Source organism: Acinetobacter seifertii, from assembly GCF_016064815.1.
Classification (GTDB): domain Bacteria; phylum Pseudomonadota; class Gammaproteobacteria; order Pseudomonadales; family Moraxellaceae; genus Acinetobacter; species Acinetobacter seifertii.
In genome coordinates this window covers 2,229,295-2,242,886 of sequence record NZ_CP065820.1, presented here as the reverse complement: position 1 = coordinate 2,242,886, position 13,592 = coordinate 2,229,295, and the positions used below count along the sequence as shown (strand labels likewise).

15 protein-coding genes and 1 pseudogene are annotated in these 13,592 nt (G+C 35.9%); 11 read left to right on the top strand and 5 right to left on the bottom strand.

Annotated features, from left to right (window positions below):
• Positions 1–3: 3 nt before the first annotated feature.
• Genes I8T81_RS10335 through I8T81_RS10320 form a run of 4 tightly spaced genes read left to right on the top strand, consistent with a single transcriptional unit; the run spans position 4 to position 5,037 of the window.
• Positions 4–1,023, top strand: a complete 1,020-nt coding sequence (locus tag I8T81_RS10335; RefSeq protein ID WP_198071077.1) for an HlyD family efflux transporter periplasmic adaptor subunit — start codon at positions 4–6, stop codon at positions 1,021–1,023.
• Positions 1,016–2,779, top strand: coding sequence for an ATP-binding cassette domain-containing protein (locus I8T81_RS10330; RefSeq protein WP_198071075.1), 1,764 nt, complete (start codon positions 1,016–1,018; stop codon positions 2,777–2,779). The genes I8T81_RS10335 and I8T81_RS10330 overlap by 8 nt, the downstream gene beginning before the upstream one ends.
• 10 nt (positions 2,780–2,789) lie before the next feature.
• On the top strand, positions 2,790–3,914 hold the full coding sequence (locus I8T81_RS10325) for an ABC transporter permease (protein WP_198071074.1): 1,125 nt from the start codon (positions 2,790–2,792) through the stop codon (positions 3,912–3,914).
• 4 nt (positions 3,915–3,918) lie between these two features.
• The gene (locus tag I8T81_RS10320; protein WP_198071072.1) at positions 3,919–5,037 is read left to right on the top strand and encodes an ABC transporter permease; all 1,119 of its coding nucleotides are present in this window, start codon (positions 3,919–3,921) and stop codon (positions 5,035–5,037) included.
• A gap of 35 nt (positions 5,038–5,072) precedes the next feature.
• On the opposite strand, the gene I8T81_RS10315 is transcribed toward I8T81_RS10320, so the two are convergent.
• Entirely contained in the window at positions 5,073–5,942 is an 870-nt protein-coding gene (locus tag I8T81_RS10315) for a DUF2797 domain-containing protein (RefSeq protein WP_198072763.1), read from the bottom strand.
• Positions 5,943–5,981: 39 nt separating this feature from the next.
• Here I8T81_RS10315 and I8T81_RS10310 point away from each other — a divergent pair, with 39 nt between their 5' ends.
• Both I8T81_RS10310 and I8T81_RS10305 read left to right on the top strand, forming a co-directional pair.
• Positions 5,982–6,443 (top strand): DUF6231 family protein, encoded by a 462-nt coding sequence (locus tag I8T81_RS10310; protein WP_198071070.1) that lies wholly within the window; start codon positions 5,982–5,984, stop codon positions 6,441–6,443.
• A gap of 99 nt (positions 6,444–6,542) precedes the next feature.
• Positions 6,543–7,133 carry a YidB family protein gene (locus tag I8T81_RS10305; protein WP_198071069.1) on the top strand — a complete coding sequence of 197 codons (591 nt, stop codon included), beginning with the start codon at positions 6,543–6,545 and terminating at the stop codon, positions 7,131–7,133.
• 107 nt (positions 7,134–7,240) lie between these two features.
• On the opposite strand, the gene I8T81_RS10300 is transcribed toward I8T81_RS10305, so the two are convergent.
• From I8T81_RS10300 to I8T81_RS10290, 3 genes are all read right to left on the bottom strand, one after another.
• Positions 7,241–8,302 (bottom strand): porin, encoded by a 1,062-nt coding sequence (locus I8T81_RS10300; protein WP_004701846.1) that lies wholly within the window; start codon positions 8,300–8,302, stop codon positions 7,241–7,243.
• 254 nt (positions 8,303–8,556) lie between these two features.
• Positions 8,557–8,970 (bottom strand): HIT family protein, encoded by a 414-nt coding sequence (locus I8T81_RS10295; RefSeq protein ID WP_000312749.1) that lies wholly within the window; start codon positions 8,968–8,970, stop codon positions 8,557–8,559.
• Positions 8,971–8,988: 18 nt separating this feature from the next.
• Positions 8,989–9,258, bottom strand: coding sequence for a YARHG domain-containing protein (locus I8T81_RS10290; RefSeq protein WP_004701840.1), 270 nt, complete (start codon positions 9,256–9,258; stop codon positions 8,989–8,991).
• Between the two features lie 263 nt (positions 9,259–9,521).
• Here I8T81_RS10290 and I8T81_RS19050 point away from each other — a divergent pair.
• The 5 genes and pseudogenes from I8T81_RS19050 (at position 9,522) to I8T81_RS10270 (ending at position 12,320) form a co-directional block, all read left to right on the top strand.
• Positions 9,522–9,765: pseudogene (locus I8T81_RS19050) on the top strand (hypothetical protein).
• A 128-nt stretch (positions 9,766–9,893) separates the two neighbouring features.
• Positions 9,894–10,094 carry a hypothetical protein gene (locus tag I8T81_RS10285; RefSeq protein WP_019459061.1) on the top strand — a complete coding sequence of 67 codons (201 nt, stop codon included), beginning with the start codon at positions 9,894–9,896 and terminating at the stop codon, positions 10,092–10,094.
• 501 nt (positions 10,095–10,595) lie between these two features.
• On the top strand, positions 10,596–10,820 hold the full coding sequence (locus tag I8T81_RS10280; protein ID WP_198071068.1) for a hypothetical protein: 225 nt from the start codon (positions 10,596–10,598) through the stop codon (positions 10,818–10,820).
• A 178-nt stretch (positions 10,821–10,998) separates the two neighbouring features.
• Positions 10,999–11,373 carry a cell envelope integrity protein TolA gene (locus tag I8T81_RS10275; protein WP_004701833.1) on the top strand — a complete coding sequence of 125 codons (375 nt, stop codon included), beginning with the start codon at positions 10,999–11,001 and terminating at the stop codon, positions 11,371–11,373.
• 179 nt (positions 11,374–11,552) lie between these two features.
• Positions 11,553–12,320, top strand: a complete 768-nt coding sequence (locus I8T81_RS10270) for a class I SAM-dependent methyltransferase (protein WP_077165368.1) — start codon at positions 11,553–11,555, stop codon at positions 12,318–12,320.
• A 118-nt stretch (positions 12,321–12,438) separates the two neighbouring features.
• Here I8T81_RS10270 and I8T81_RS10265 read toward each other — a convergent pair whose 3' ends face one another.
• Positions 12,439–13,524 carry an alpha/beta fold hydrolase gene (locus I8T81_RS10265; protein ID WP_198071066.1) on the bottom strand — a complete coding sequence of 362 codons (1,086 nt, stop codon included), beginning with the start codon at positions 13,522–13,524 and terminating at the stop codon, positions 12,439–12,441.
• Between the last annotated feature and the right edge of the window lie 68 nt (positions 13,525–13,592).

Genomic DNA, 13,592 nt, shown 5'->3' with positions numbered 1-13,592 from the left:
AAGATGAATAAAAAAGTGATTGCCATAGTCCTAGTTATTTTAGCTCTGGTTATCATCAGCTTCTGGGTATGGAAATATAATAATAAGAATCAAAAAGATAATGATTTGACTCTATATGGAAACGTGGATATTCGCCAAGTTTCCCTCGCATTTGAACAGTCTGGCCGTATAGAGAAACTCTTAGTTCAAGAAGGCGATAAAGTTAAAGCAGGTCAAGTACTGGCGACCCTGAATACCAATTCTTTAGAAATTCAGGCTAAGCAAGCTCAAGCACAACTTAAAGCTCAGCAAGAGGCAATTGTTAAACAACAAGTCGGAGCTCGGCCAGAAGAAATTAGTCAAGCAAAAGCACAACTCGCTTCTACTCAAGCTGACTTAGATAAAGCCAGCAAAAACTTGCAAAGGTTACAAATATTGGTGAACAGTACCGATGGTCGGGCAATAAGCCAACAAGAGCTCGACTATGCCAAAAGTAATAAAAATAGTGCTGAGGCAGCAGTCCGTGAAAGACAAGCTAATTTAGAATTGATCATTAAAGGTGCCAGAAAAGAGGATCGGGAAGCGACTAAGGCACAATATGAAGTGACGAAGGCTAATTTAGATTTAATTAATTATAACCTTACCCAAGCTGAACTAAAGTCTCCTGTAAATGCAGTGGTACGGGCACGGTTACAAGAAGTTGGAGATATGACCACTGCGCAAAAGGCAGTTTATACATTGGCCTTGACCGATCCCAAATGGGTTCGTGTATATGTAAATGAAAAAGATTTAAGTTCCATTCATATGGGTGGTACGGCACAGGTCATTCGAGATGCTTATCCGGATCAACCTATCAATGGAAAAATTGGCTATATATCTTCTGTGGCTGAGTTCACTCCTAAAACTGTACAGACTGATGAGATAAGAACAACTCTAGTTTATGAAGTTCGGGTTTATGTAAATGACCCGAATGATCAATTGAAAATGGGTCAACCAGTGACTGTAAAAGTACCACTTGTTTCAGGTGAGAAAGCTCATGACTGATAATAATGTAGTGCTTCAAGCTCATAATTTATCTATAGCTTTTAAAGCTGAGAATAAAAAATCAGCAGAAATTAAGGCAATTAATGATTTGAATATGCAAATCAAAAAAGGTGAGCTTACTGCTTTAGTTGGCCCAGATGGTGCAGGAAAAACAACTTTATTAAGATTAATAGCTGGACTATATAAAGCAACTTCTGGTTTTTTGCATGTGCTTGGATTTGATATCGATAAACACTCGCAAGCTGTGCAAGACCGTATTAGTTATATGCCACAACGCTTTGGGCTCTATGAAGACTTAAGTGTACAAGAAAATTTAGATTTATATGCTGACTTACACGGCGTTCCAAGGGAAGTACGTAGTCAAAGATTTAAACGTTTATTGGAAATAACGGATCTTACTCAATTCACTGAACGTCTAGCTGGGAAACTTTCTGGTGGTATGAAGCAAAAACTAGGTCTGGCATGTACTCTAGTTCGTTCACCAGAGTTATTGTTACTTGATGAGCCTAGTGTTGGCGTAGACCCCTTATCAAGACGGGATTTGTGGATCATTATTGAACAACTTGTTCAAGAGGAAAGCTTAAGCGTTATTATAAGTACTGCTTATATGGATGAAGCAGAAAAGTGTGACTACGTGTATATCATGTATGAGGGCAAAATTTTAAAGCAAGGTTCACCTGAGCAATTAAAAGAAATAGCGCATGGACAAACATGGCAAGTAAAACTTTCAGAGCAAATTAAGGCACGGACTTTACAAGCCCAATTGCTTGGAAATTCTGTTGACATTATTGATGCTGTTCCAAAGGGTGAACAAGTAAACTTTATCAGTCGCCAAAAAGAATTATCAACAGATATTTTACCTCAGGGGCTAGTCGCTCATAGGCGATCAGCCGGACTTGAAGATGCGTTTATGATGTTGTTGCAGCAGACTCAAAAGCAACGAAAACTAGTATCTGTTCCTGAGCAGAATTTTCAATTAGAACAAAACAATCATTTGAAATCAGAACAACCCGTCATTGTTGTTAAAGATTTAGTTAGAACCTTTGGTGATTTTACTGCCGTTGCCAATACATCATTTGATGTTCAACGTGGTGAAATATTTGGATTACTTGGGCCGAATGGAGCTGGTAAAACCACAACATTTCGGATGTTATGTGGATTGTTACCAGCAAGCAGTGGGTATCTAGAAGTTGCTGGTAAAAACTTACGTACAGCTCGTGCTGAGGCCAGAGCCAAAGTAGGGTATGTTTCTCAAAAATTTGCGCTTTATAGTAATTTAACAGTTTTGGAAAACTTAAAATTTTTTGGTGGGGCCTATGGATTAGCTGGCAAAAAACTAAATCAACAAATTGATAAAGCCTTACAGCAATACGATTTAAAGCCACATATTAAAAGCGGTGATTTACCTGGGGGTTATAAACAACGATTATCTATGGCTGCGGCACTGTTGCATGAACCAGAGATTTTATTTTTAGATGAACCTACGAGCGGGATAGATCCGCTTGCACGACGCTCATTTTGGTACAGCATTGGTGAGCTGGCAAATCAAGGGATTACTATCATTATTACCACTCATTTTATGGAGGAAGCAGAATATTGTGACCGCATTGCAATACAGGATGCTGGAAAGTTATTGGCCTTAGGTTCACCACAACAAGTACGCAATTTAGCCAGTCAAGATAAGCATATTGCTGACATGAATGAGGCTTTTATAGCGATTGTAGAACAAGCACGTGCATTAAGGCACTCTGTTTAGGAGGTCTGCAATGAGCTTAGGATTTTGGAATCGATTGATCGCATTAGTTCGTAAAGAAACTAAGCAGCTCATTCGTGATAAAAGCAGTCTTGGAATTGGACTTGTTTTGCCTGTTATTTTAATTCTACTGTTTGGTTATGGACTTTCTTTTGACTTAAATCAGGCCCGGGTCGGAGTTGTAGTTGATCAGTCTTCACCACAAATCCATCAGGCTTTAGCGGGTTTGAATGGCTCACGATATTTAACAAGTCAAGAGTTTCATAATTTGCCTGAAGCAGAGCAGGCCATTCGAGATGGCGAAATTGATGCCATTTTGCATTTTCCTTCAGATTTCGCCACTCAGGCACAGCAAGGTAATGCAAAGGTTCAACTATTATTAAATGGTACATCCACCACCATAGCAACAGCCTTAGAAGGTTATGTTGCAGGTGCTTTAGCTACTGCGCCGTCTATACAAGTTGACCGTGGGCAAATATTAGCAACGTCAAGCGCCGTTAATATTGAACAACGAATATGGTTTAACGAGTCTGCTAACAGTACTTGGTTTTTAGTCCCTGGCTTAATGGTACTTATTTTGACATTAATCGGTGCATTTTTAACTGGTTTACTTATCGCCCGTGAAAGGGAGCGAGGAACACTAGAGGCCTTATTTGTCACACCTGTAAGACCATTTGAAATTGTATTAGCAAAGCTCTTTCCTTATGTTGTTCTGGGCATGATTGATATTGTGATTTGTATTATTGCTGCCTATTTTATTTTTGAAGTGCCCATGCGCGGTTCATTATTCTCAATTTTATCGGCTTCATTTCTCTATTTAGTTGTTTCTTTATTACTTGGTTTAACTATATCCGGTTTTGCTCAAAGTCAGTTTCAGGCAAGTCAAATTGCTTTATTGGCAAGTTTTATGCCCGCACTTATGCTGTCAGGATTTGTTTTTGATACCCGCAACTTACCTTTAGTCGTGCAAATTATTAGCCAATTGCTTCCAGCTACACATTTTATGATTTTAATTAAAACCTTATTTATGGGAGGTGATGATTGGAAGCTATGGTTTAAAGAGTGCGGTTTTCTGGCGGGATATATCGTTGTTTTGATATGTGCCGTGAACTTTTCACTAAAAAAACGGTTGAGATAAAGTTATGGGGCAGCAACTAATCGCTTGGCTAAAACACTTAAGTTTTTTAGTTAAAAAAGAATTCTTAACCATTTTTAGTGACCCTGCAAATAGAGTCATTCTATTTGTACCAGCCCTCATGCAGGCACTTTTATTCGGTTATGCTGCAACTTATGATGTTAACCGTGTGGACTATGCAATTTTAGATCAGAGTAATGGGCAAGTTTCGCATGAACTGATCTCAAAGCTCGATGGCTCTGGTATTTTTAAACGTGTTGCAACACTTGAATATACCGAACAAATCAAACAAGTAATTGATAGTCGTCAGGCATTGGTCGTGATTACGATTCCATCAGACTTTGAGAACAAATTAAATGATAACCAAAGTTCACCTATACAGGTCATTGTTGATGGCAGGAATTCATCAACCGCAGTCGTAGCCGGTTCATATCTAAATAAAATTATTGGTCAGTTTAATCAGCAAAAATTTAACTCAGCTTTGCCGATTAGTCTTGAAACAAGAACATGGTACAACCCAAATCAAGAGTCTCGTTGGAGTTTAATGCCATCATTAATTGCAGCTTTAAGTATGATGCAGACATTACTTTTATCTGCTTTATCAGTTGCTCGTGAACGTGAGCAGGGCACATTTGATCAGTTACTAGTGACACCGTATACGCCATTACACATTATGATTGGTAAGGCCTTACCGCCAATTTTTGTAGGGCTGATGCAGTCAACCATTATTTTATTGATTATTTTGTTCTGGTTTAAAATTCCTATGAATGGCTCTATTGGGCTGCTTTATTTTGGTTTATTGAGTTTTAATGTAGCTGTAGTTGGTGTGGGTTTATCTATTTCAGCGTTATCTTTAAATATGCAACAAGCCATGCTATTTACGTTTTTACTCATTATGCCTTTAATGTTACTTTCAGGCTTACTGACTCCTGTAGAAAATATGCCGAAAGTATTACAAATAGCAACGTACGCAAATCCATTAAGATTTGGAATTAACTTGGTACAACGAGTTTATTTGGAAGGTGCAGGCTTTGCACAAGTCAAATACAACTTTATCCCAATGATTATACTGGGAGTAGTTACTTTACCTTTAGCAGCTTGGCTATTCAGAAACAGATTATCTTAATTAAAAAGCCCCATTTCAGGGGCTTTAAAACTTATCTAGGCACGTATAATAAGCTCGTAACCCGTATATTTACGAATGTTGATAACACCAATATCAAAGATTAAATATTGGCCTTTAATACCTTGTAATACACCACGAATTTTTGGTGTTTTATCTAGGTTTAGAGATTTAATTTTTTCAGGATATTGTTCTACTGGGTAGACAAATTCGCGCGGTAACTCATCTTCTAATAATTCAACAGTTTCGTTAAATTCAAGATTTTGGCTGAATTCCTCACGAATCGTTTGAATTTTTGGTGCAAACTCCTCGATTAATTGATCACGCTGTTCTGTCAGTTTAAGAGGTTCAGCTTCACCCTTAAGGAGTTTACGCCAATCAGTTTTGTCAGCAATTAAAGAACCAAACATCGTTTCAAGCTGACCAGATAAACGGCGTGATCCAACTTTCATAATTGGTAAAGCCTGAGTTGCTCCTTGATCTAACCAACGACCTGGCATATGACTAACACGAGTAATACCTACTTTTAAAGCACTCGAATTTGCCAAGTACACAATATGGGGTTGGAAACAAACATTATGGGCAAAGTCATCTTCACGACATGTACCTAAATGGTAGTGGCATGTTTCTGGTTTCATAATGCATAGGTCACATTCAGCTTTTGTTTTAAAACATTTAAAGCAGTGACCTTGAGAATAAGACTTCGGTGTTTTAGTGCCACATGAAGTGCAATAGATATTACCTGTCCATTCGATTTCTAGTTCTTGTCCTAAATTAAAAGGAAGATCAATTTCTGAACGGTCTAATACAAATTTGTATTCAACATTTGCCTTGGTTGTCTGTTGATCAGTTACACTAGCATCTTTTAGGTCTGCATGCATTTTATGGCAAATGCCTTGTAGTTCCATAAAGTTTAAACTCACATCTTTCAATTAAGGGTTGCAGTTATGGCTGAACAAAATGTCATCACTTCTATGCTAGACGATTTATCAAACGAACAGCCCATTCATACTGCACTTTGTATTGGCCAGAAAATTGACCAGAATAACGCAATTCAATGGCACTATTTTACCGTAACTGAGCTTTTAAGTCTGCCTTTTACTCAGCGTTATGACTTGGGTTTTGTATTGTTTGATACAGATGAAATGCAAAACATTGGCGATGTTCAAAAGTTACAATTATTAGTGAAGCTAAGAGATTTGTTGGCAAAACGGATTGTTGTGGTAAGCAAACGCAGTGATGAACAGCTATTACGTTCTTTAGGCTTCACGCAACTCATCGATAAAACATCACATGATAGTGATTTTGCTTTATGGCAATTTAACATTTTGACCTATAAACATGTGCCAGACTGGTTTAATTCAAAATTTTGGGCGAACCCAGAGAACTGGAATAAATTTCGCTGGTAAAAGGCAAGCAAATCTCTTTCAAAATTTAACAATTTGGCTTTTGCTGTGTTCATAAGAATCCGCGTATGCTCATGTATAAATCATGCATAAGAGATACACATGACAAATTTAAGCAGTATTGTAGAAGTTTTGGCTCAGCAAGCTTTAGGTGGGAACCAGCAAGCATCAGGTCAAGGTGGTTTGGGTGGAATTTTAGGTTCGGTATTGGGACAAATGGGCGGTAATACTTCTTCTGGTGCTCAAGGGGGTCTAGGTGGTGTATTAGGTTCGGTATTGGGACAAGTGACAGGCAACAACAATGCACCTCAAACAGGTGGTGGCGTACAAAGTTTATTAATTGCGGTTGTACCTTTAATTTTAGGTTGGGTTCAACAACAAGGTGGATTACAAGCAGCTTTAGAAAAGTTAAAAGGCGCTGGCTTAGGTAGCCAAGTTCAAAGTTGGGTTGACCCAAATCAAACTAATAGTGAAGTTCCTACCCAGCAATTACAAAGCCTATTTAACCCAGCAGATATTGAGCAAGTTGCCCAGCAGGCTCAAGCGCCAAAAGAACAAGTTTATGGTGCGATCGCATCTGTGTTACCTCAGGTTATTGACTCTTTAACACCTCAGGGTGACAGTACAGATCATCAAGAAGCGAATCAAGACATTCAACATGTGATGAATCTGGTAAGTGGTTTCTTAAAATAAGAGATATACTTTAAAAAAAGCCGATCATTTTTATATCGGCTTTTTTAGTACCTACTAAAAAATAAAAGGGCGTAAGCCCTTTTATTTTATGCAAGATGGTTAATAACTTAGAAGTTATATTCCATACCAGCACCTACAACAGTACGTTTGTCGTCTTGAGCAAGCCAGTCACGTTTTTGTTGAGCAACAATACCGTAGAAACGTGCTTGTTTATTGATTTTGTAGTCTAAGCCTACGCCATATTGATCAATTTTACGGTCTTGTTGACCATCTACAGAAGCTTTAGATGATTGGTATTGTCCTTTTACAACAAAAGGTGTTTCACCAATTTTGTAAGTTATAGCACCAACCCATGCATCTTCTTGTAAGCCTTTATATTTAGTCAACTCATCAGTTGGTTCAGCATGTTGCCATAAACCACCCAACACAAGACCAGTTGCACCAAGCTTGCTAAAATCGTAAGAACCAGTTACACGGTAAGCATCAGAGAAAATATTGCTAAGGCCATAAGCATTGTATTTACCTTGTACGCTGTAGTTAGCAGCAGCAGCCAATGCTAAACCAATGTCTTTATTTTCGTAGCCGAGAGAGCCTGAAACTGAGTCACCAAAACCATTACGTTTGTCATCGTTACCAGATGCGCCTGGAGTTGGATCAGCAGGCGTTTCACCTTGTTGGAACATTACGTTGAATGTTACACCAGCAAGAAGTTTAGGATCAGATTCAAAACCAATAACGTTATTTAGACGTTCTTCACCATACATTGTGTTGGTAATATCTAAAATAGTGTGGTCGTTATAGATGTCTTGGTAGTTACCAGCGGCATTTTTGAAGTAAGAGTCAAATTTACCAACTTTCAATGTACCAACATTATTTGATTTAATACCGATATAACGGTTACGTTGACCAAGATCTGTACCATCACCATCAGCATTAATTTGCCATTCAGCTAAATAAACTGCTGACAAGTTATCAGTCAATTTCTCTTCGCCTTTTACCCCAATACGAGACGCGTTAGAGTTAACTTCGGTAACGTCACTTTTACCATCGAAATTTTTGTTGTCAACTTGGTCAATGGTAACATTGAGTTTACCGTACAAAGTTGGCGCTGCTTGCACCGCGTTTACGCTTAGAGTTGCAACTGCGGCAGCGAGAAGCAATTTCTTCATTGAGATTTCTCCAAAAGGTATTTTTAAATGGCGTATGCCTAGCTAACTTTTATTTTGTAGTTGGCTTATGTACAAAAAGTTACAGAAGCTCACCAACTTGCTAAGAAGTATCTGTAAACTTTGTGACAGTGGAGTGAAGAAGAAATGACAGTTTTATGACAAATAAGAATTAGAAATACTTTATTTTATTTTGATTTTATTACACTTTTTAAATAAAAAAAGCGGAGCCTAAGCTCCGCTTTTAACTCTTTAAATCAAAGAGCTGCTTTAATTTTTTCGGCTAAAGCCTTGATTTTATCTTGATCTCCTAATTGCGCAGCATGTTTACCAAGCTGGTGAACATTTGTTGGAATTAGGTGAAAGTGAACGTGAGGGACAGTTTGTCCAGCAGCGGCGCCAGATAATTGCATGAGAACAATACCATCTAGGTTTAGTGCTGTTTCCATTGCTTTCGCAATCTTTTGCACAATCTGGATGGTGTAAGCTGCTGCCTCAGGGGGTAAATCAAGTAAAGTTACTGCAGGAGTTTTTGGAATAACTAATGCATGACCATCGGCTTGGGGCATAATATCCATAAAAGCTAGAACTTGATCATCTTCATAGAGTTTTATCGCTGGAAGTTCACCACGTAAAATTTTTGCGAAGATATTTTGATCATCATATGCCATGAATTATTCCTTTAAGTACTATTTACACTTCAATTCTTTTTGACGTTCTTTAATTGCGTCTAGACGTTGCTGCTCTTTATCAGAGAATTTTGGCTTAGTCGTATGACAGTTTTCATTACCATATTTTTCTTTAGCATCTTGGTCTTTAAAGCAAAAGCCTTTTGATGCATAAATCAAATTGTAATCATCTTGCAATTTTTGACATTCTTGCTCAGGTGTTGCAGCTTGAGCACTGAAGCCGGCAAGAGATACCATTCCAGTGAATACTGCAACCAATAATTTATTCATGAGCTTTTCCTCAGTTAAGGTATGAACCTGTACTCAATATAAGGTTTATTCCCAATATTTCAATGACTATTAATTACTCAAGTGTTATTAAAAATCATGTTTTATCTTATAATACAAAAAAGCTTTACATATCAATATCTTTTTTAAAATTTAAATTAAATCAATTGGTTATATTTTATTTTGGATTAAATAATAAAAATATATACATAATAAATATTTAAAACGATTATTAAAATTTCATAGTGATGAATTAAATACGCTATATGAGTAACATCGGTTCTTGTTTATGTAATCAAGAAAATTTCTATATTTCTTTAAATGAAAACTATTTATTACTATCATTGCAGTTTATGGCTAAAACAAACGGGTACAGGAGCGAATGCGGGACTTTGGTCGAAGAAAGCTTTCTGTATAAAGTCAAAACATGAATGGGTCGTATTAACGAAGGCTCATAAAAGTTTCGGCCCTTTGCCTGTTATTGAGGAATTCTTAAAGTACTTCGAATAACATCTTTTTAGTTTTATATCTTTTAATATTTCTTAAGTGTTTGTTACATAAATGATGTGTGTTCACTGTTGAATATATCCGGTATTTAATTGAGCATGAGATGACATAACTTAAAAAGGATGAATCACATGATAGATGAAGAAAAGCCTTTAAACTTTGAAGATGATGAAGAGCCTCTTGATTTTGAAGATGAAGAATTTATAGACGATAAAAAAGAGGATGAAATGTATAACTCGATCACTAAGGATGGATCTAGTGTTGATCCTGCCGATGACGGAACAAGACATATTCGCCCTGAAGATGGTGATCCGATAGAACTTGATGAGTAAAAACATCAATTTAAATAATATTATTCTTTTTAATATTTAAGTATAAGTGTAATATCCGATCGCTGTTACAAACAGCAAAAGTCCTGAATGATCAGCGCAAAAAATCAAAAGGGTAGAGCCTGCTTACAAAGCGGGCTTTTTATTTTTTGTATAACTTTAAACTGAAAAGTTGGCTGAATGAGAAGAAAATATTCTTGTTTTTAAATTAATGAAATATGCATAAAAATAACAGCTTACAGCTAAATACTCCACTTATTTATAGTGAGCATTTAAAAGGAGCACGAACGTAAATAATAAAAATAAAAAAAGTAGAAAAGCCATAAGTTAAAGCATATCATTAAATTATTTAGGTATTTTACACAATTTAACATTTTATGCAAATTGGTTTGCATTTTATTAAGATTTGTTAAAATTCGATCAAAGTATGATCGTTTTAAATATATGACAATTTTTGTTTAATTTGATAGATTGTTTTGTTTTTTACAACAATGGGTAAGCTGTATGGAAAAATTGTTATTCGCTTTTGCTGTGGTACTGACGCTGAATGGTTGTGCATCACTCACCCATAAAGCTGATGAAAATTATGTTAGCAAGTCACCAGTTACTCCGGTGAATACCGCATTTAATGGAACGAAAGTACCTGAGCATGGAATTTTTACTGAGCAAGATATTGCTAACATGCCTGAACATTCAAATATCAATTCATGTTATGAGGTAGCATTTTAATAAGTGAACAAAATTTGAAATTGAATAGTTAAACTAAATAAACTGTTCAATTAGCTGAAATATTAAATTTACTAGCATTACTATTTAGTAAAAGCTGCTAAGTATAAAACCACCAGTTTTGTGGTTTTTAAAAAGATAAAATGTTAAATTTTAATCATTGAAAAAATTGGTTTTATAAATGAAAAGTATCATTATTTTTACTTCTATATTTTTATTATGCGGGTGCGCAATTAATACTAAGTCATTATCATCACCAAAAAGTAATGATGATAAAACGATATTAGAAGCTGAAAAATATAAGCAACAATATCAGAAAAAAATCTTTCGAACTTGGGATGTCCCGTCATCTTCATCTGGTATGAGTGCTAGTGTTAAAGTTTTTTTAACTGACACAGGTCAAATTGAGCAAATTATTTTTCTTGATAAAGAAGATCCAAAGTTTAAATCAAGTATTGAAAAAGCTATATGGCGTTCAAGTCCATTTAATTTACCTAATAATCCTGAGGTTCGTAAGCAAGCTAGAAAATTCAATATAAAATTTATATCTAAGTAAATTTTTCAATATGAACTTGTTCTTTACTTCAAGAAACTACCAGCAGGTGGTTTCTTTGTTTTTATAGGGAATTTTACGATTTATTGATAACTTTAGGTTATTAATTATTTAAAAACTAATCATTATTTTTTATCAGCTTTTTCTTCTATGTTTAGTTTATCGAAAAAGAGGAATAAGCCATGTTGAATCAACATGAGATTAATTTAAAGCAGTACCACAATAAATCTTTAAGTTATTTGAATAGCACCGCTCATTCTGAAGGGGTTGAATTTGATAAATTTATTAAAGAAATTGAGAAATACCCAAATGCGGTTGTTTTAGATTTAGGTTGTGGTGGTGGTCATGTGGCTTATAACGTTGCTCATCATGCTGATCTGGTTTTTGCTTATGATTTATCTCATGAAATGCTCGATACTGTTTCAAAAGCTGCCAATGACCGAAAAATAAAGAATATCTTTGTACAACAAGGTATAGCTGAAGATATGCCTTTTACAGATGAACAGTTTGATGTAGTCATTAGTCGATATTCTGCTCATCACTGGCAACATGTACCAACGGCCATGAAAGAAATAAACCGGGTTTTAAAACCTAATGGTACCGTTATTTTTGTTGATATTGTTAGTTCAAGTTTTCCCATATTAGATACCTTTTTGCAAACTATAGAAGTGATTCGAGACCCGAGTCATGTAAGAAATTACAGTATTAAAGAATGGGTTTACTTCATTGAGGACGCTGGCTTTGAGTTAACTGCTTTAGACAAACAATCGCTCATGCTAGATTTTGATAGTTGGGTACAGCGTATGAAAACACCTGAAGATCAGATAAAAACGCTTAAGTATCTACAAGAAAATGCATCAGATATTGTCAGAAAATATTTCAACCTTCAAAAAGACGGAAGTTTCGAAAGTAAGGTAGGGTATTTTGTATTTAAAAAGATATCTTTTTAACTCGGTTGTATGTTGAAGATTTCTAATATTAGCAATCTTCAAAACTGATCAAATATATAGTTATGGTTTATAAAAAATGAAAAAGCCCTTTATATCAGGGCTTTTTCGTAGTTGTTTTTTAAATTATAGTCGAACGTTCCGTCAACCAATCTGCCAGTTTAGGCCAAAATTCTTGTGCACTTGCTTGGCTAGACATCAGTCCTAAATGACCTCCGGGAATAAGGGTAAATGTCACATCTTGGCTACTGGTTAATTGACTTAATGGCTGAGCAGCATCTGCTGTGACTAATTGATCGCTACGACCTGCACCGACTAAAAGAGAACAAGCAATATTTTTTAATTCAATTTTTTTATCTTTTAATTGAATAGAGCCTTGATTCAACGGATTTTGTAGCCATACGTTGAATAACATGTCCTGATTAATACCACCAGGATAATCAATCATATTATTTAAAAAACTACTTAATGTGGCGTGCTCTTGTACAAATTGAAGGTCATGAAGGTTTTTGAGTAATTGAATATGACCGTCGAACCAGCCTTTAGGGTCAAGAATTTTAAATCCCAAAGAATTTAAAATACCTGGAGTATGAATCAACCGCTTTGGTAAACCAGAATAAATACGTTGCTGAAGTTTTTTATTATGACTAATAGCATTATTTATGGTTCTGTAGAGTTTCCCAATATAACCAGATGCATAACTATTGATAGGGCTGCCTAACACTATAAGGTTTTTGACATAATTAGGTTGGTTATGCGCTGTATATAAAGTAACGAATATGCCTGCCATACTCCATCCATGTAGTGAAATTTGATTGCTACTTGAATGCGTTCGTATTACCTCGATGGCTTTAGGAATAAAATCTTCAATAAATGATAAAAAGTTTAGATGTCTATCTTTAAATCCTAAACGTCCCCAATCGACAAGGTATACGTCGAAACCTGCATTCTGGAAATGTTTAATAAGAGAACGATAAGGATATAAATCATAGATCGCCATATTAATCGCTAAAGGTGCAACAAAAACTAAAGGTTCTTTAAAGCGCTTTTGAGCAGCAGCATAGTAACGAATGCGAGTTTCATTAAATTGACCAATAACTTCGTAATGCGTGCTTTGAGACAACACCAGTGTTTTGGGGTGGAATAGTCGGGTAGAGAGGTGCTTGATTTGACTTTGTTCAGAGACAAGGGACTTTAAGCGTTTCATCTTGTTTTACCAACTATACTAAAGATTGATTGAAGTCTAAGCGATAATTTTCAGGTTTACCTTGACCT